The organism is Streptomyces filamentosus (genome assembly GCF_014654895.1).
Lineage (GTDB): Bacteria > Actinomycetota > Actinomycetes > Streptomycetales > Streptomycetaceae > Streptomyces > Streptomyces filamentosus.
Genome location: NZ_BNBE01000003.1, coordinates 708,898 through 725,549, shown reverse-complemented (window position 1 = coordinate 725,549; position 16,652 = coordinate 708,898). Strand labels below are relative to the sequence as shown.

Genomic DNA, 16,652 nt, shown 5'->3' with positions numbered 1-16,652 from the left:
GCGTCACAACTTCCCGACAGCCGGCCCGGCACGCCCAGCCTTCTCCCGCGGCTCCTTCCCGGCCTTTTCTCCGGTAATTCGAAAATACGCCCGGAGGTTCGCACGAAGTGTTCGGCAAGGGCCTCCCGCCGTCCCCGATTTCGGGACGAGGGGGCCGATCGGCGAAATGTACGGAAGGTTCGCGCGCGACTCCCCCACCGTTCCCTTACACAACGCTTACGTTGGCGGACGCCGGAAACGGAACGCGGGGCGGAGTCACCGATGAGCGCCGAGGCGGCGACCACCGCGGTGGAATCCGGACGGCAGCGGCACGGCCGGATCCTGATCGACTGGCTCACCACCACCGACCACAAGAAGATCGGTCACCTCTATCTGGCGGCCTCCTTCGTCTTCTTCCTGGCGGCCGGGCTGCTGGCCATGGCGATGCGGGCCGAGCTGGCCCGGCCGGGGCTCCAGTTCCTCTCGAACGAGCAGTTCAACCAGGCGTTCACCCAGCACGGCACGATCATGCTGCTGCTCTTCGCGACGCCCGCCTTCGCCGGCTTCGCCAACGAACTGGTGCCGCTCCAGATCGGCGCGCCCGACGTCGCCTTCCCTCGCCTCAACATGTTCTCGTACTGGCTGTTCCTGCTCGGCGGGCTGATGGTGGCCGGCTCCTTCCTCACCCCGAGCGGCCCGCCCGACTTCGGCTGGACCGCCTACGCCCCGCTGAACGGCGCCGAGCGCTCCCCGGGGACCGGCGCCGACCTGTGGATCACGGGGCTCGCGCTCTCCGGCTTCGGCACGATCCTCACCTCGGTGAACTTCCTCGCCACGATCATCGGGATGCGGGCGCCCGGCATGACCATGTTCCGGATGCCGGTCTTCTCCTTCCTCTCCTTCCTCATCGCGGTGCCGACCGGGGTGAAGTTCTTCGACTGGACGGGGACCATGCTGCGGGGCTCGCTCTCCTTCGAGACCCCGATGCTGTGGGCGACCGGCTTCCCGGTGTCCTTCCTCTTCGGCGGACTGACCGGGGTGGTCCTGGCCTCGCCGCCGATGGACCTCCACGTCACCGACTCGTACTTCGTCGTCGCCCACTTCCACTGCACGGTCTTCGGCACGGTCGTCCTCGCGACCTTCGCCGGCTTCCACTTCTGGTGGCCGAAGTTCACCGGCCGGATGCTCGACGAGCGGCTCGGCAAGGTCCACTTCTGGACCCTCTTCACCGGCTTCCACCTCACCTTCCTCGTGCAGCACTGGCTGGGCGCGGAGGGGATGCCCCGGCGGTACGCCGGCTACCTGGCCGCGGACGGCTTCACCACGCTCAACACCCTCTCGACGATCGGCGCGTTCCTGCTGGGGATCTCCACCCTGCCGTTCCTGTACAACGTGTGGCGGACCTGGCGGTACGCGCCGCCGGTCGGGGTCGACGACCCCTGGGGCCACGGGCGTTCGCTGGAGTGGGCCACCTCCTGCCCGCCGCCCCGGCACAACTTCACGGCCGTGCCCCGGATCCGCTCCGAGTCCCCGGCCTTCGACCTGCACCACCCCGAGTACGCCGCGTACGAGCGGATGCGGATCACCAGCCCGCCGCCGGACCGCCCGCACGGGCGCTGAGGCACCGCCGGCACGGGTCCCGTCAGCGCAGGCCCAGGCGGCGCAGGGTGCGGCCCGCGGCGGCCTTCAGGGCGTAGCCGGCGTCCACGAGGCGGCCCGTCCGGGCGTGCCGGGCGGCGGCGCCCGGCGTGTGGGCGCGGCGGGGCGCGCCCCGGTCGACCAGCTCGCGCCACAGCTCCTCGTGGCGCAGGGCGATCCGCGCCGGGTCGAAGCGCTCGGCCGCCCTCCGGGCCGCCCGGCCCGCCGTCGCCCGCAGCTCCTCGTCGGCCATCAGCTCGCCGAGCGCGCGGGCGACCGCGCCGGGGTCGCCGACCGGCACGAGCCGCCCGTCCACCCCGTCCTCGACGATCTCGCGCGGCCCGTGCGGGCAGTCCGCGGCGACGACCGGCAGCCCGCACCGCATCGCCTCCACGATCGTCATGCCGAAGGCCTCCCGCTCGGAGGTCACCGCCGCGATGGAGCCCTTCGCCCACTCCGGTTCCATCGGGTGGACCTCGCCCATGAGCCGGACCCGTCCGCCGAGCCCGTGCGCCTCGATCCGCCGGGACAGCGGGCCCCGCAGGTCCTGCACCGCGTCCCCGCTGCCGTAGATCCGCAGGGTCCAGTCCGGGTGGTCGCCGGCCAGTTCGGCGAAGGCGTCGACGAGGACGTCGTACCGCTTGACGCGGGTGAGCCGGCCGGCCGCGACGACGATCCGGGAGGACGGGTCGGCGGCCGGGGCGGCGGGCGCGGGCACCCCGTTGGGCACCGCCGCGACGCGGACCGCCGGCGGCAGGCCGAGCCGCCGGTAGGAGCGGGCGTCGGCCTCGGTGACGGTGGTGACGAGGTCGAGCAGCGCGTACTCGTGGGCGATGTCCCGGCGCAGCCGGCGGCTGTGCCCGTCGAGGACCAGGTGTTCCTGGGCGACGAGGACGGGCCCGGGTCCGGCCTGCCGGGCCAGGTGGACGTTGAGGCCCGGCCGGGTGCCGACGAGGACGTCGGCCTCCACCCCGGCCAGGTGCGCCCCGATCCGCGCGTCGGTCAGCGCGCTGTACTGGGTCCAGCGGCCGTCGCCGCGCGGGAAGACCCTGGCGGGGCGGTGGAAGTCGGGGTGGTCGCCGTCGTATCCCGGCCCGTCCTTCCGCAGGTCGACGAGGTGACGGAGGGTCACTCCGGACGGGAGGCCGAGGCGGGGGCGGTCCCGGTGGCGGAAGACCGAGACGATCTCCACCTCGTGACGTTCCGCCAGCTGCTCGGCGAGGGTGAACGTGGTCCGGATCGTTCCGCCGTAGTGATAGCCGTTGTGGAGCAGGAAGGAGATGCGCATCAGCCGGTTTCCCCCCGGTCGGTCGAGCGGTCGGGGGCGACTGTACTTCCCGGCCCTCCGGGCGCCGTCACGGCCGGTTTCCCGCGGCGCTCCGGAGGGCGCGGACGCGGGTGCCGGGCGCCCGCGAAGCCGCCGCCCGGCCCGGTCGCCCCGAGGGAAGCACGGCGGCCGGGCGCACGGGCCCGGCCGCGGGTCGCGGAGGAGAACCGGTTCCGCACATTCGTCACCTCGGCGTCGGCGGGGGCAACGGCGCGGAGCGGCCCACCGCGGGAGGGGTGGGCGGTGGGCCGCGTCCCGAAGGCGCGCTCCGGGGGCCGGCCGCCGCGTCCCGTGAGGGGGCGGGCGGCGGGGCCGGGAGCCGCGCGACTCGCTCTGCGGCCGTCGACCGTGGCGCCGCCGAGCTCCACCAGGCCGCGGAGGGTCCGCGCGGGGGCCTTCCGGGTGCCGTCCCGGCCGTGTCCCCCGCTCCGTGCCCGCCGCTCGTCGCCCGGGACCGTCGGGCTCGCCCCGGAGGTCGGGGCGGGCCGTCCGGCCTGATACGTCCAGGGTCGGACGATAAGGGATGGATGGCAAGAAAACGGAACATACAGCTAGAAATAGGGGCGGGCGCCGGCGGCGCGGGGCTCAGAGGGGCGCGATCCTGAGCATCATGCCGACGTACAGCCGGTTCGGGTCGGGGCCGATGACGGCCTTGTTCGCCTCGTACAGGCGCTCCCAGCCGCCCTTGACGGCGAAGCGGCGGGCGATGCCGCCGAGGGTGTCGCCGGGCTGGACGGTGTGGACGCGGCCGCTGAGGCCGTACCGCTTGGAGCAGACGGGCCAGGCGCCCCAGCCCTGGACGCGCAGCACGTCCTCGGCGACGGTGATCTGCTGCTGCCGGGTGGCGAGGTCGGCGCGGCGGGCGTACTTCAGACCACCGAACTCGATCCAGGTGGGCTGCCAGAACTGGAGCCCGCCGTAGAAGCCGTTGCCGGTGTTGACGTCCCACCGCCCGCTGCTCTCGCACTCGGCGACGCAGCCCCAGGGCCACTGGTCCTTGGCGCAGGCGTACGCGGGCACGCCCGCCGGTCCCGCCGCCGGCGGCGGGGGGACGGCCCCGGTCTCCGCGCCGGACCCGGGGCGTCCCACGGCGCCGGGCACGGCCGCCTCCACCGCGGCGGCGGCGGCCTCCAGCGCGTCGGCGGCCGCTCCGGCCCCGGCCTCGCCCACCACGTCCGGCAGCGCCGGTACGGCGGGGGCGCCGGGCGCTCCCGTCGCACCGGGCCCGTCGTCCCCGGGCGCGGCCACGGCGACGGGCGCCTGGTGGAGGGCGAGCAGCGCCGCCGCGGAGGCCGCCGCGAGCGAGCCGGCTGTCCAAAATCGGATCATCGACATCGCCGCAGGCTAGGTCGGCCCCCGGCGGCCCGGCCCCGTGCCGCGCGGAACGCTGTTCACATCCCACCCGGTCGGAGTCATCCCCCCGTCCCCTTCCCCCGCCCCTCCCCCGGGCCCGTCCCCGCACGCGCCGCGGGCAACTTGCCCCCCTTCCGCGCGTGACCCCGCCCGCGCCTGACCCGTTGAACTCGGCATGAGAGACGCCCGGGAAAAGCCCGGGGCCCGTCCGCACCGACTCCAGGGAGCCCTCCGTGCCGCGCATGCTCGACGTCAGCGAGGACGTACGCGCCGAGATCGGCGACGAAGAAGCCGACCGACTGCTCGCCGGCGACAACGCCCCGGGCAGCTACGACTGCACCTCCTGCCGCACGCCGGGCGACTCCGAGCAGGAGCGCACCTCCACGGTGCTCTTCGTCGGCGAGGAGACCGCGGTCCTCGCGTTCGCCCACGCCGGCTGCATCCCGTCGCAGGTCGTCCGGGTCGCCGAGGAGCAGCTCCAGGGCGCCGTCGCCTCCATCACCGCCGCCGACGCGGCCGACGCGCTGACCTCCGCCCACCCCGAGCAGGCGGTGCTCGGCGTCACCAGCGGCCTCGTCCTGATCGACGGCGAGCTCCACCCGGCGCTGGTCGTGGAGCCGACCGCGCCGGTGGCCCGGCCGGGCTCGGGCGGGCTCACCGACGAGTTCCTGTCGCTCCTCGCCGAGCAGGGCTTCCATCCGGTCGCCGACCTGAACACCAGCCCGGCCGCGCTGCCCGGCTGGTCGGTCCTGGTCGCCATGGGCCAGCTGCACTCGGTGCTCCAGCCGGGCCCCGGCGGCGCGGGCCAGAGCGCCTGGTGGCAGGCCCACCAGCCGCTCCAGGTCACCGAGGGCTGGCGCGCGGCGGCCAACAAGTCGCACACCGTCCTCGTCTTCGCCGCGCCGGTCGGCTCCATCGGCCAGCAGCCGCGCGAGGACCTGCTGCGCGACGCCCTGGAGAAGGCCGCGGCCAACGGCCGCCTGGTCGCCGCCGCAATGCCGCTGGCCGGTACCTGATGGACGACGGGCGCCCGGGGATAGGGCCGGCGCGTCCGCCCGGCGTCCCGGTCGTGCCGCGTCCCCGGCAGGCCCCCCTTTCGGAGAGCCGCCCGCATCCGACGGGGGGCGGGGTCGTTGGCACCTATGTGCACCCATACGACCCTTTCCCCCAGCCGTATCCGAGTCCGATCCCCGGCATGCGGCCGGCGCAGGACCTCCCGGCCGGGTACTCGACGACGCCGATCTTCGACGCCCTGTACTCGGAGTACCGCCGGTCGTTCCGCACGCTCCCGGGCGACCGCAGCGGTGAGGAGGGGCTCGCCTTCCGGGCCTTCGGCACGGCGACGAGCACGGGCCTGTCGGGCTTCCACTCCTCCGCGCAGACGGCGTACCACCCCCCGTCCTGGCAGGCGCAGCCGCAGGCGGCGCTGCCGCCGGGTCCCCGCAGGAGCCACTGAGCGGTCCGCGAACGGCCGAGGGCCGGAGTCGTCCCCCACGACTCCGGCCCTCGGCCGTTCGCTGTGCCCCGGCGGGGCTACTTCTTCTTGCCGCGCTTCTCGCGGACGCGGACCGAGATGTGGATCGGGGTGCCCTCGAAGCCGAACTCCTCGCGCAGCCGGCGCTCGATGAAGCGGCGGTAGCCCGCCTCCAGGAAGCCCGAGGCGAAGAGCACGAAGCGCGGGGGCTTGGTGCCGGCCTGGGTGCCGAAGAGGATGCGGGGCTGCTTGCCGCCGCGGATCGGGTGCGGGTGCGCGGCGACGAGCTCGCCGAGGAAGGCGTTGAGCCGGCCGGTGGGGACGCGGGTCTCCCAGCCGGCGAGGGCGGTCTCGATCGCCGGGACCAGCTTCTCCATGTGGCGGCCGGTCTTCGCGGAGACGTTGACCCGGGGCGCCCAGGAGACCTGCTGCATCTCGGTCTCGATCTCGCGCTCCAGGTAGTAACGGCGCTCCTCGTCGAGCTCGTCCCACTTGTTGTACGCGATGACGATGGCGCGGCCGGACTCGACGGCCATCGTGATGATCCGCTGGTCCTGCACCGAGATGTTGTCGGTGGTGTCGATCAGGATGACCGCGACCTCGGCCTTCTCCACGGCGGCGGCCGTGCGCAGCGAGGCGTAGTAGTCGGCGCCGGCCTGGAGGTGGACCTTCTTGCGGATGCCCGCGGTGTCGACGAACTTCCACGTCACGCCGCCGAGCTCGATGAGCTCGTCGACCGGGTCGCGGGTGGTGCCGGCCAGCTCGTTGACGACCACGCGGTCCTCGCCGGCGACCTTGTTGAGCAGGGAGGACTTGCCGACGTTGGGACGGCCGATGAGGGCGATGCGGCGGGGGCCGCCGATGGCCTTGCCGAAGCTCTGCTCGGGGGCCTCGGGCAGCTTCCGCAGGACCTCGTCGAGGAGGTCGCCGGTGCCGCGGCCGTGCAGCGAGGAGACGGGGAACGGCTCGCCGAGGCCGAGGGACCACAGCATGGCCGCGTCGGCCTCGCCGGACTGGCCGTCGACCTTGTTGGCGGCGAGGACGACCGGCTTGCCCGCGCGGCGGAGCAGCTTGACGACGGCCTCGTCGGTGTCGGTGGCGCCGACGGTGGCGTCCACGACGAAGAGGCAGGCGTCGGCGGCCTCGATGGCGTACTCGGCCTGGGTGGCGACGGAGGCGTCGATGCCGAGGACGTCCTGCTCCCAGCCGCCGGTGTCGACGATCTTGAAGCGGCGGCCGGCCCATTCGGCCTCGTAGGTGACGCGGTCGCGGGTGACGCCGGGGCGGTCCTCGACAACAGCCTCGCGGCGGCCGATGATGCGGTTCACCAGGGTCGACTTGCCGACGTTCGGACGGCCGACGACGGCGAGGACGGGGAGCGGGCCGTGGCCGGCCTCCTCGATCGCGTCCTCCACGTCCTCGACGTCGAAGCCTTCTTCCGCGGCGAGCTCCATGAACTCCGCGTACTCGGCGTCGCCAAGTGCCCCGTGGTCGTGCTGGTCGTTCATGAAGTCCGTTCCTTGATCATTCGTGGTCGGTGGTCCCGGCCGGCCGGAGCCGTGGGCCCACTACTGAGAGTGTCGCTCAGCGCCCGGTGAGGCGCCTGGCGTTTTTCAGGTGGTCGGTGAGGTGCTCCTGGATCCGGAGCGTGGCCTCGTCCAGCGCCTTGCGGGTCCGCCGGCCGCTGCCGTCGCCCGCCGCGAAGGGGTCGCCGAAGACGACGTCCACCCGGCTGCGGAGGGCCGGCAGGCCCTTCACCAGGCGGCCGGGCCGCTCGGTGCTGCCGAGCACCGCCACCGGGACGATGGGGGCGCCGGAGCGCACCGCGAAGTAGGCGAGGCCGGCGCGGAGCGAGGCGAAGTCGCCCTCGCCCCGGGTGCCCTCGGGGAAGATCCCGAGGACGCCGCCCTGCTCCAGGACGCCCAGCGCGTTGCCGATCGCGTGGCGGTCCGTGGAGTCCCGGTCGACCTTGAGCTGGCCGATGCCCTCCAGGAAGCCGCCCAGCGGCCCGACGAACGCCTCCTTCTTGATGAGGAAGTGCACGGGGCGCGGGGCGGTGCCCATGAGCATGGGACCGTCGATGTTGTGCGCGTGGTTGACGGCGAGGATGACGGGGCCGGAGGCCGGCACCCGCCAGGCGCCGAGCACGCGCGGCTTCCAGAAGCCGTACATCAGCCCGATGCCGATGCGGCGGCCGACGGCGGCCCCCTTCGCGGAGGGCTGGGTCACTTGCCGCCCCTCCGCTTCTCCGCGCCTTCGGTCGCGCTCCGCCTCGACTCCGCTTCGGCCGAGTGCTCCTCCACCAGGGTCACGACGCACTCGATGACCTGGTCAAGGGTGAGCTCGGTGGTGTCGACCTCGACGGCGTCGTCGGCCTTGGCGAGCGGGGAGGTCTTGCGGCTGGAGTCGGCTGCGTCCCGCTTGACCAGGGCCTCCTGGGTGGCGCGGACGTCGGCGCCCTTGAGCTCGCCGGAGCGGCGGGCGGCGCGGGCCTCGGGCGAGGCGGTGAGGAAGACCTTGAGGTCGGCGTCCGGGAGGACGGTGGTGCCGATGTCCCGGCCCTCGACGACGATGCCGGCCTCGGCGCCGCGGGCGATGGAGCGCTGGAGCTCGGTGATGAGGGCGCGCACCTCGGGCACGGCGCTGACGGCGCTGACCCGGGAGGTGACCTCCTCGGTGCGGATCGGGCCGGAGGCGTCGACGCCGTCCACGGTGATGGTGGGCCGGGACGGGTCGGTGCCGGAGACGATGACGGGCTTGCCCGCGGCGTTCGCGACGGCGTCGGCGTCGGTGACGTCCACGCCGTTGCTGATCATCCACCAGGTGATCGCCCGGTACTGGGCACCGGTGTCCAGGTAGCTCAGCCCCAGCTTGGCGGCGACCGCCTTCGAGGTGCTCGACTTGCCCGTGCCGGAGGGGCCGTCGATGGCGACGATCACGGATTCCACGGTGAGGATGACCTTCCTGCGGGAGCGGCGGCCCCGGCGGATGCGTGAGGGGGCCCCTACAAGGTTACCGAGTCCCCCGCACCCGTTCGGCCCAGCGGTGCCGGGGCCCGCGGCGGCGGGGGTCAGCCGGTGCGCAGGGCCCAGCCCCGCTCGCGGAGCGCCGCCGCGAGGGCGGGGGCCGCCGAGGGGTCGACCATGAGCTGGACGAGGCCCGCCTGCTGGCCGGTCGCGTGCTCGATGCGGACGTCCTCGATGTTGACCCCGGCCCGCCCGGCGTCGGCGAAGATGCGGGCCAGCTCGCCCGGCCGGTCGCTGATGAGGACGGCGACGGTCTCGTAGACGGCGGGGGCGGCGCCGTGCTTGCCGGGGACGCGGGCGCGGCCCGCGTTGCCCCGGCGGAGCACGTCCTCGACGCCGGTGGCGCCGTCGCGCCGCTTCTGCTCGTCGGCGGACTGGAGGGAGCGCAGCGCGCGGACCGTCTCGTCGAGGTCGGCGGCGACGCCGGAGAGGACGTCGGCGACCGGCCCGGGGTTGGCGGAGAGGATGTCGATCCACATGCGCGGGTCGGAGGCGGCGATGCGGGTGACGTCCCGGATGCCCTGCCCGCAGAGGCGGACGGCCGACTCCTCGGCCTCCTCCAGGCGCGCCGCGACCATCGAGGAGACGAGCTGCGGGGTGTGGGAGACGAGGGCGACGGCGCGGTCGTGGGCGTCGGCGTCCATGACGACGGGCACGGCCCGGCAGAGCGCGACGAGCTCCAGGGCGAGGTTGAGGACCTCGGTGTCGGTGGCCCGGGTCGGGGTGAGCACCCAGGGCCGGCCCTCGAAGAGGTCGGCGGTGGCGGCGAGCGGCCCGGAGCGCTCCTTGCCGGACATGGGGTGGGTGCCGATGTACGGGGCGAGGTCGAGGCCCATGGCCTCCAGCTCCCGCTGCGGGCCGCCCTTGACGCTGGCGACGTCCAGGTAGCCGCGGGCGGCGCCGGCGCGCATGGCCCCGGCGAGGGTGGCGGCGGTGTGCGCCGGCGGTACGGCGACGATCGCGAGGTCCACCGGGCCCTCGGGCTCCGCGTCGGTGCCCGCGCCGAGGGCGGCGGCGGTCCGGGCGCTCGCCGGGTCGTGGTCGCGGAGGTGGACCGTGACGCCCCGCCCGGCGAGGGCGAGGGCGGCGGAGGTGCCGATCAGTCCGGTTCCGATGACGAGCGCTGTTCTCACGGGGCGGGGTCCTTGGGGCGCGGGGCGGGGGCGGGGCGGGGCGGGGCCCCTGGACATCGCGTACGCGGCGACTGGGCATCGCTGCGCGACGCCTGGGTCCAGCCTAGTCAGCCGCCGGCGGCACCCGTGCGCGCGCCCGCCCTGCGAGACGCGGGGCGGGCGCGGAGCGGCGTACGGCCGCCCGGGGCTTCCGGGCCGCCCGGGGCTTCCGGGGCGCTCAGAGCTTCTGGGCCCGGATGATGTCCTCCAGGGAGCCGCCCTCGGGGAGCGAGCCGCCGGGGGTCAGCTTGTCGACGGCCTGCGGCAGCGAGCGGGCGATCTCGTCGGCGGCCTGCTCGGGGCTGACCCCGGCGTCCCGCGCGACCTGCTGGAGGGTCTCGTCGGGGAGCGCCCGCGTGATCTGCGCGCCGTCGACGGGCTTGTTGTCGCCGGTGCCGATCCAGGACTGGGCCTGGTCGGCGAGGCCGGACCTGGTGAGCATGTCGAGGAGCCCGCCGAGGGGGTTCTGGCCGCCCGCGCCGCCGCTCCCCCGGCCGCCGCCGCCCGCGAGGGCGCCGAGCAGGGAGCCCAGGATGCCGCCGGCGCCTCCGCCGCCCTGGCCGCCGTTCCCGCCGCCCAGCAGCGAGCCGAGGAGACCGCCGAGATCGTTTCCCGCCATGGTCCTGCCTTTCGTCCAGTGAGGAACAGCCCCAATCTCACCCATCCCGGGATGTTCCGCCACCCGGAGTAGCCGCGGCGGCCGGGGACGCGAGGGGGTAGAAAGGGCGGATGCTCTTCCACGTCGTCCCCCTCGCCGACTGGGCCGGATGGTCCGCCTCCCCCGCCCTCCCCTACGCCCCGCCGTCGCTGGCCGCCGAGGGCTTCGTGCACTGCTCGGCGGACGAGCGGGCGGCGCTGGAGGTCGCCGACGCCCGCTACCGGGACGTGCCGGGGCCGCTCCTGGCGCTGGTGATCGACGAGTCCCTGCTCTCCGCGGAGGTCCGCTGGGAGGGTTCGGGCGACCGGCTCTTCCCGCACGTGTACGGCCCGGTCGAGCGGGCCGCGGTGACCGCCGTCCTGGAGGTGCGGCCCGGCGCGGACGGCCGTGCGGGGGAGTTGGCGCCCCGGGTCTAGGCCGGGCCCGGCGTGCCGCGCGCACGGCGGCGCGGACCGGGCGAAGCTGGGCCGCATGACTTCACGGACGACACCCCGCAGGTCGGTTCTGCTCGCCGCGGCGGCCCTGACGACGGCGACCGCGGCGACGACCGCGGGGTGCGGTTCGGACGACGGCGGGGGCGGCGGCGACGGCGGTACGGGGACGAGCGCGCCGGCCACCGCGGAGCCCACCGGCACCGCCACGGGCACGCCGGCCGGCGGCACCCCGCTGGCGAGCACCTCGGAGATCCCGGTGGGCGGCGGCACGGTCTTCGCGGACCGCAAGGTGGTCGTCACCCAGCCGGTGAAGGGCGAGTTCAAGGCCTTCTCGGCGATCTGCACCCACCAGGGCTGCACGGTGAACAAGGTCGCGGACGGCACGATCGACTGCCCCTGCCACGGCTCGAAGTACGACATCGCGGACGGCGCGGTGAAGACCGGACCGGCGTCGCGCCCGCTGCCCGCCGAGCGGATCACCGTCTCCGGCGAGACGATCACGCTCGCGTAGCCTGGCCGCCATGGACACGTCCCCCGAGTCGCTGGTGCGCGAGCACACCGTCTACGCCTGCGTGATGGGCTCGCGCGCCTTCGGGCTGGCCACCGAGGACAGCGACACCGACGCGCGGGGCGTCTACCTCGCCCCCACGCCGCTCTTCTGGCGCTTCGACAAGCCCCCGGCGCACGTGGAGGGCCCGGCCCCCGAGCAGTTCAGCTGGGAGCTGGAACGCTTCTGCGAGCTGGCCCTCCGCAACAACCCCAACGTCCTGGAGTGCCTCCACTCCCCGCTCGTCACCCACACCACCGCGTGGGGCGACGAACTCCTCGCCCTGCGCGGCGCCTTCCTCTCCCGGCAGGCCCACGGCACCTTCGTCCGCTACGCGGGCGGCCAGCGCCGCAAGCTGGAGGCGGACGTCCGCCAGTACGGCCGTCCGCGCTGGAAGCACGCCATGCACCTGCTGCGCCTGCTCGGCAGCTGCCGGGACCTGCTGCGCACCGGCGAGCTGCGGATCGACGTGGGCGGGGACCGGGAGCGGCTGCTCGCCGTCAAGCGCGGCGAGGTGCCGTGGCCGGAGGTGGAGGCGTGGATGAACCGCCTCCAGGACGAGGCCGACGACGCCCTCGTCGTCTCCCCGCTCCCCGCCGTCCCCGACCGCGCGCGCGTCCAGGACCTCCTGGTCCGCGCCCGCCGGGCCTCAGCCCTCCAGGAGCTCTAGCCGGACCTCCAGCCGGGCCCGTACCACCAGGTCGTGGAGGGCGTCCCCGGCGCTCACCGCGTCCGGGAGGCGCGAGGCCGTCCGGGCCTCGTCCAGGACGCCGTGCAGGGCCTCCACCTCGGCCCGCACGTCCTCCGGCGCGACGGTGGCGGTGCCGTGCTCGGCGGCCGTCTTCGCGGCGACCAGGTCCGCGATCCGGGCCGGGGCCTCCGGGACGTCGCCGGCGAGGGTCGGCAAGTGGGCCTGGACCTCGCCGGAGCGCATGAGGTGGATGCCGGTGAGCAGCGCCCGGTAGGCGTACAGCAGCGGCTTGAGCTCGCCGCTCTTCTCGAAGAGCCGCCACTGGGTCGCGGCGAAGCCCCGGTAGTGGTGGGCGTGGTGGGGGGTGAGCACCCCGGGCACGAGGGCCAGCAGCTCGGCGTGGACCGGGGTGGTGTGCACGACCAGCGGCGAGGTGAGCTGCTCCAGGACGTAGCCGTTGCGGCGCAGCATCAGCCGGGCGAACTTCCGCAGGTCGTGCGTGACGAGGTCCATCTCGACGCCGTCCCGCTCCCACATCCGGTCCCGGGTCTCCTCCGGCTCGCGGAGCCCGACCAGCGCCTCGGCGGGCAGCAGGTGGACGCCGCGCAGGTCCACGTCGGAGTCGCGGGACGGGAAGCCGTACAGGTGGGCGCCGGAGACCGTGGCGAAGAGGAGCGGGTCGGGCTCCCCGGCCACCACGGCGGTCAGTTCGGCCTTGTGGGCCTCGATGGTGAGCGTCATGGGACACCAGCCTTCCAGAATCCGCTCACGCGTCCCAGAGGGCCCCGAGCGCCAGCAGCTCGTCCCGGTGCTCGATCCGCGCGGTCCACTCGGCGGGCCAGGCGTCCGCGCCCAGGTGGGCGCCCGCGAAGGCCCCGGCGAGGGCCGCGATCGAGTCGGAGTCGCCCCGGGTGCAGGCGGCCCGGCGCAGGGCGGTCAGCGGCTCGCCGGGGAAGAGCAGGAAGCAGAGCAGCCCGGTGGCGAGCGCCTCCTCCGCGATCCACCCGTCGCCCGTGTACGTGCAGGGGTCGAGCTCCGGGTCGGCGGTGCGCTGCACGGAGTCGAGCCGTTCGAGGACGGCCAGGCACTCGTCCCAGCCGCGCCGCGCGAAGTGGAGTGCGTCCGGGTCCTGCGAGCGGGTCCACAGGTCGCCGAGCCACCGCTCGTGGTAGCGGTCGCGGTTCTCGTACGCGTACGAGCGCAGCTGCCCGACGAGCCCGGTCGGGTCGGCCCCCCGGGCGAGCAGCCACACGGCCCGCGCGGTCAGGTCGGAGGCGGCGAGCCCGGTGGGGTGTCCGTGGGTGAGGGCGGCCTGGAGCTGGGCGGCGCCCGCCCGCTGTTCCTCGCTCAGGCCGGGGACGAGCCCGATGGGCGCGACCCGCATGTTGGCGCCGCAGCCCTTGGACCCGATCTGGCTGGCGTCCTGCCAGCGGCGGTCGCTGTCGAGGAGTCGGCAGGCGAGCAGACAGGTGTTGCCGGGGGCGCGGTTGTTCTCCGGGGAGTGGTACCAGTCGACGTACTCGTCCCGCACGGGCCGGGCGAGCCGGTGCGGGGTGAGCAGGCCGCTGTCCATGGCGGTCCGAAGGCCCCGGGCGAAGGCGAGGGTCATCTGGGTGTCGTCGGTGATGTATGCGGTCCCCCGGGTCACCGGCAGCGCCATCTCCCGCCACGGCCCGCACTTGGCCAGGATCGCGGGCACGTCGTTGAACTCGGTCGGGAAGCCCAGCGCGTCCCCCAGCGCCAGCCCCATCAGCGCCCCCGTGGCGGCCTGCTTGTTCATGCGGATCGTCCTTCCGGTCGGAGCAGCGGCGGGTGGAGGGCGGTGGCCCCGCCCGCCCGGTAGAGCGCGGCGGGTTTCCCCCGTCCGCCGGTGAGGCGCGGCGGTCCTTCGACCGGCTCGACGAAGCCGGGGGTGGTGAGGACCTTGCGCCGGAAGTTGGGGCGGTCGAGCGGGACGCCCCAGACCGTCTCGTAGACCTCCCGGAGCTCGCCGAGGGTGAACTCGGGCGGGCAGAAGGCGGTGGCGAGGCAGGTGTACTCCAGCTTGGCGCCGACGCGCCTCCGGGCGTCGGCCAGGATCACGTCGTGGTCGAAGGCGAGCGGCGGGACCTCGTCGTAGGGCAGCCAGCGGGCCTCGGCCGCGTCGCCGCCGCCGCGCGGTTCGGGCAGGTCGGGGACGAGGGCGGTGTACGCGACGGAGACGACCCGCATCCTCGGGTCGCGGTCCGGTTCGGTGTAGGTGCGGAGCTGTTCGAGGTGGAGTCCGGCGACGACGGCGTCGGGCAGGCCGGTCTCCTCGGCGAGTTCGCGGCGGGCGGCCGTCCCGGCGGACTCGCGGGGCAGCACGAAGCCGCCGGGGAGCGCCCAGGCGCCCGCGTACGGCTCCTGGCCGCGCTGGACGAGGAGGACGTGGAGCCGGCCGGCGCGGACGGTGAGGACGGCGAGGTCGACGGTGACGGCGAAGGGCTCGAAGGCCCGGGGGTCGTACCCCTCGGGGCGGGGCGGGGTGGTCATCGGCGCTCCGGGAGGGGGTCGGCGAGGCGCGGGCCCTCGGCGAGGAGGGCGTCGACGGCGGCGACGGCGGTGGCGAGGCGCTCCTCGTGGGGTCCGGTGAGGACGACGGTGCGGCGGCCGGTGCGGGCGAGCTGGGTGAGGAAGCGGGCGGTCATCCAGGGGCGGAGGTGTTCGCCGTCGCGCAGCCCGTCGTCCTCGAAGTCGACGCCCCGGTGGTCGGTGAGCAGCCACAGGTGCTGCCGGCCGCGGGCGGCGATCTCGCCGGTGGCGGCACTGGTGGTGCCCAGGTACCGCTCGTGCCAGATGGTGGTGGCGAAGGCGTCGGTGTCGCAGAAGAGGACGGGCGAGCCGTCGCGCGCGGCCTCCTCCTCCAGCTCGGCCTGGCGCTGGGCGATGACGGGGAAGTCGGTGGTGTGGAAGGCGACCTCGGACCAGTCGGCGCCGGGGCGCACGGCCCGCAGTTCGGCGAGCTTGAGCTCGCTGTGCTCGCGGCCGTACTCGGGGACGTAGCGGGTGCGCGCCCAGACGCCGCCGCGCCGCCGGTAGTGGTCGGCGAGGGCGAGGGCCATGGTGGTGGTGCCGGTGGACTCGGCGCCGAGGACGACGACCCGGCGGGTGAGCGCGGCCCGCACGGGCGCGGCGAGGAAGTCCCAGCAGGCCGCGGGGTCGGCGCGGACGGCGGTGCCGGAGACGGGGAAGGCGGTGCGGCCGGGGTCGACGAGGACGGCGGCGGCGCCGAAGCGGCGGGCGAGTTCCTCGCCGTACGGCTCCGAGGTGAAGACGGCGTCGACGGGCTCGGGGACGGCGGCCCGGAAGACCGCCATGTGGGCGTCCCAGACGGCGGGGTCGGTGAGGTCGACGGGGATGTCGTCGACGGCGCCGACGACGAGGGCGTCGGGGTGGACCTCGCGCATCCAGGCGACCCGCTCCGCCAGCGGCAGGGACTCGACGGAGGAGGCGCAGACGAGGACGGTGACGCGCTCGCAGGCGGCGAGGGCGGTGCGGACGAGGTGGTGGTGGCCGGCGTGCGGCGGGTAGAACTTGCCGAGGACGAGACCGTGGCCGTGGCGGGTGCTCACGCGGCCGCCTCCAGCGGGCGGCGGGTGGCGGCGAGGTCGCGGCTCCAGCCGCGCAGTCCGGCCGCGCACAGGGCCATGAAGCCGACGTACAGCAGCGAGGTCAGGTAGAGCCCCTTGTGGGCGTACAGGGGGACGTAGACCACGTCGGCGGCGATCCACAGCCACCAGGACTCCAGGCGCTTGCGGCACTGGCCGTAGGTGGCCATGAGGGAGAGGCCGGTGGTGAGGGCGTCCCAGAAGGGGACGGTGGAGTCGGTGGTCCGGTCGAGGAGGAGGGTGAGGGCGAGGGTCCCCACCGCCCCCGCCGCGAGCAGCCAGGTCCACTCGGTGCGGGTGGTGCGCCGCACCGGGAGGGCCCCGGCGGAGCCTGGTCCACCCCCGTGGGTCCAGGTCCACCAGCCGTAGGCGGCGAGGGCGATGAAGACGATCTGGAGGCCGGCGTCGGCGTAGAGGCCGGCCTGGGTGAAGAGCAGCACGAAGAAGAGGTTGTTGGCGATGCCGACCGGCCAGTTGGCGAGGTGCTGCCGGGCGACGAGCCAGACGCAGAGGGCGCCGCTGCCGAAGCCGAGGACCTCGGTCCAGCTGATCGGGGTGTCCAGCAGCGTGAAGAGGGGCCGCTGGAGGGGTTCGAGTACGTCCGCGAGGCTCACGCCCGCCTCCTTAAGAGTCACTGTGACTATAAAAGGTGGCGGGGGTCGCGCACAAGGCGGGGGAACGCGAAGGGCCCCGTATCCGCGGGGGGGATACGGGGCCCTTCCGG

General features: G+C 74.8%; 18 protein-coding genes. 6 read left to right on the top strand and 12 right to left on the bottom strand.

Annotated features, from left to right (window positions below; all coding sequences use genetic code 11):
* Window positions 1-261 precede the first annotated feature (261 nt).
* Complete coding sequence (locus tag IE326_RS30700) at window positions 262-1,599, top strand: cytochrome c oxidase subunit I (protein WP_190043885.1); 1,338 nt, start codon at window positions 262-264, stop codon at window positions 1,597-1,599.
* A gap of 22 nt (window positions 1,600-1,621) precedes the next feature.
* On the opposite strand, the gene IE326_RS30695 is transcribed toward IE326_RS30700, so the two are convergent.
* Both IE326_RS30695 and IE326_RS30690 read right to left on the bottom strand, forming a co-directional pair.
* A complete protein-coding gene (locus IE326_RS30695) occupies window positions 1,622-2,905 on the bottom strand; it encodes a glycosyltransferase (RefSeq protein WP_190043884.1) in 1,284 nt (427 codons plus the stop codon).
* A gap of 624 nt (window positions 2,906-3,529) precedes the next feature.
* On the bottom strand, window positions 3,530-4,279 hold the full coding sequence (locus tag IE326_RS30690; protein WP_373310319.1) for a LysM peptidoglycan-binding domain-containing protein: 750 nt from the start codon (window positions 4,277-4,279) through the stop codon (window positions 3,530-3,532).
* Between the two features lie 251 nt (window positions 4,280-4,530).
* Here IE326_RS30690 and IE326_RS30685 point away from each other — a divergent pair, with 251 nt between their 5' ends.
* Both IE326_RS30685 and IE326_RS30680 read left to right on the top strand, forming a co-directional pair.
* Window positions 4,531-5,313, top strand: coding sequence for a DUF8842 C-terminal domain-containing protein (locus tag IE326_RS30685; RefSeq protein ID WP_190043883.1), 783 nt, complete (start codon window positions 4,531-4,533; stop codon window positions 5,311-5,313).
* Between the two features lie 179 nt (window positions 5,314-5,492).
* Window positions 5,493-5,753: a hypothetical protein gene (locus IE326_RS30680; RefSeq protein ID WP_308440348.1), complete on the top strand. Its 261-nt coding sequence runs from the start codon at window positions 5,493-5,495 to the stop codon at window positions 5,751-5,753.
* Window positions 5,754-5,830: 77 nt separating this feature from the next.
* On the opposite strand, the gene der is transcribed toward IE326_RS30680, so the two are convergent.
* The 5 genes from der to IE326_RS30655 all read right to left on the bottom strand — a co-directional run bounded on the left by der (window position 5,831) and on the right by IE326_RS30655 (window position 10,633).
* Window positions 5,831-7,279: a ribosome biogenesis GTPase Der gene (der, locus tag IE326_RS30675; protein ID WP_030751318.1), complete on the bottom strand. Its 1,449-nt coding sequence runs from the start codon at window positions 7,277-7,279 to the stop codon at window positions 5,831-5,833.
* Between the two features lie 76 nt (window positions 7,280-7,355).
* Window positions 7,356-7,943, bottom strand: a complete 588-nt coding sequence (locus IE326_RS30670) for a lysophospholipid acyltransferase family protein (protein ID WP_373310354.1) — start codon at window positions 7,941-7,943, stop codon at window positions 7,356-7,358.
* 53 nt (window positions 7,944-7,996) lie between these two features.
* The gene (gene cmk, locus IE326_RS30665; RefSeq protein WP_190044256.1) at window positions 7,997-8,728 is read right to left on the bottom strand and encodes a (d)CMP kinase; all 732 of its coding nucleotides are present in this window, start codon (window positions 8,726-8,728) and stop codon (window positions 7,997-7,999) included.
* A 113-nt stretch (window positions 8,729-8,841) separates the two neighbouring features.
* On the bottom strand, window positions 8,842-9,930 hold the full coding sequence (locus IE326_RS30660; RefSeq protein ID WP_190043881.1) for a prephenate dehydrogenase: 1,089 nt from the start codon (window positions 9,928-9,930) through the stop codon (window positions 8,842-8,844).
* A 217-nt stretch (window positions 9,931-10,147) separates the two neighbouring features.
* Entirely contained in the window at window positions 10,148-10,633 is a 486-nt protein-coding gene (locus IE326_RS30655; RefSeq protein WP_506417387.1) for a YidB family protein, read from the bottom strand.
* Between the two features lie 65 nt (window positions 10,634-10,698).
* Here IE326_RS30655 and IE326_RS30650 point away from each other — a divergent pair, with 65 nt between their 5' ends.
* From IE326_RS30650 to IE326_RS30640, 3 genes are read left to right on the top strand one after another with little or no spacing between them, the layout of a single operon-like run.
* On the top strand, window positions 10,699-11,043 hold the full coding sequence (locus tag IE326_RS30650; RefSeq protein ID WP_150227477.1) for a DUF952 domain-containing protein: 345 nt from the start codon (window positions 10,699-10,701) through the stop codon (window positions 11,041-11,043).
* Between the two features lie 55 nt (window positions 11,044-11,098).
* Entirely contained in the window at window positions 11,099-11,572 is a 474-nt protein-coding gene (locus IE326_RS30645) for a Rieske (2Fe-2S) protein (RefSeq protein ID WP_190043880.1), read from the top strand.
* A 10-nt stretch (window positions 11,573-11,582) separates the two neighbouring features.
* Window positions 11,583-12,278: a nucleotidyltransferase domain-containing protein gene (locus IE326_RS30640; protein ID WP_190043879.1), complete on the top strand. Its 696-nt coding sequence runs from the start codon at window positions 11,583-11,585 to the stop codon at window positions 12,276-12,278.
* On the opposite strand, the gene IE326_RS30635 is transcribed toward IE326_RS30640, so the two are convergent.
* From IE326_RS30635 to pnuC, 5 genes are read right to left on the bottom strand one after another with little or no spacing between them, the layout of a single operon-like run.
* Window positions 12,258-13,040: a nucleotidyltransferase domain-containing protein gene (locus IE326_RS30635; RefSeq protein ID WP_190043878.1), complete on the bottom strand. Its 783-nt coding sequence runs from the start codon at window positions 13,038-13,040 to the stop codon at window positions 12,258-12,260. The two genes, IE326_RS30640 and IE326_RS30635, sit on opposite strands and share 21 nt — an antisense overlap.
* Before the next feature lie 25 nt (window positions 13,041-13,065).
* On the bottom strand, window positions 13,066-14,079 hold the full coding sequence (locus tag IE326_RS30630; RefSeq protein WP_150227481.1) for an ADP-ribosylglycohydrolase family protein: 1,014 nt from the start codon (window positions 14,077-14,079) through the stop codon (window positions 13,066-13,068).
* Window positions 14,076-14,813: an NUDIX hydrolase gene (locus IE326_RS30625; RefSeq protein ID WP_190043877.1), complete on the bottom strand. Its 738-nt coding sequence runs from the start codon at window positions 14,811-14,813 to the stop codon at window positions 14,076-14,078. Before IE326_RS30625 ends, IE326_RS30630 begins: the two co-directional genes overlap by 4 nt.
* On the bottom strand, window positions 14,810-15,892 hold the full coding sequence (locus IE326_RS30620) for an AAA family ATPase (RefSeq protein WP_190043876.1): 1,083 nt from the start codon (window positions 15,890-15,892) through the stop codon (window positions 14,810-14,812). The genes IE326_RS30625 and IE326_RS30620 overlap by 4 nt, the downstream gene beginning before the upstream one ends.
* Window positions 15,889-16,542 carry a nicotinamide riboside transporter PnuC gene (gene pnuC / locus IE326_RS30615; RefSeq protein WP_190043875.1) on the bottom strand — a complete coding sequence of 218 codons (654 nt, stop codon included), beginning with the start codon at window positions 16,540-16,542 and terminating at the stop codon, window positions 15,889-15,891. Before pnuC ends, IE326_RS30620 begins: the two co-directional genes overlap by 4 nt.
* Window positions 16,543-16,652 lie beyond the last annotated feature (110 nt).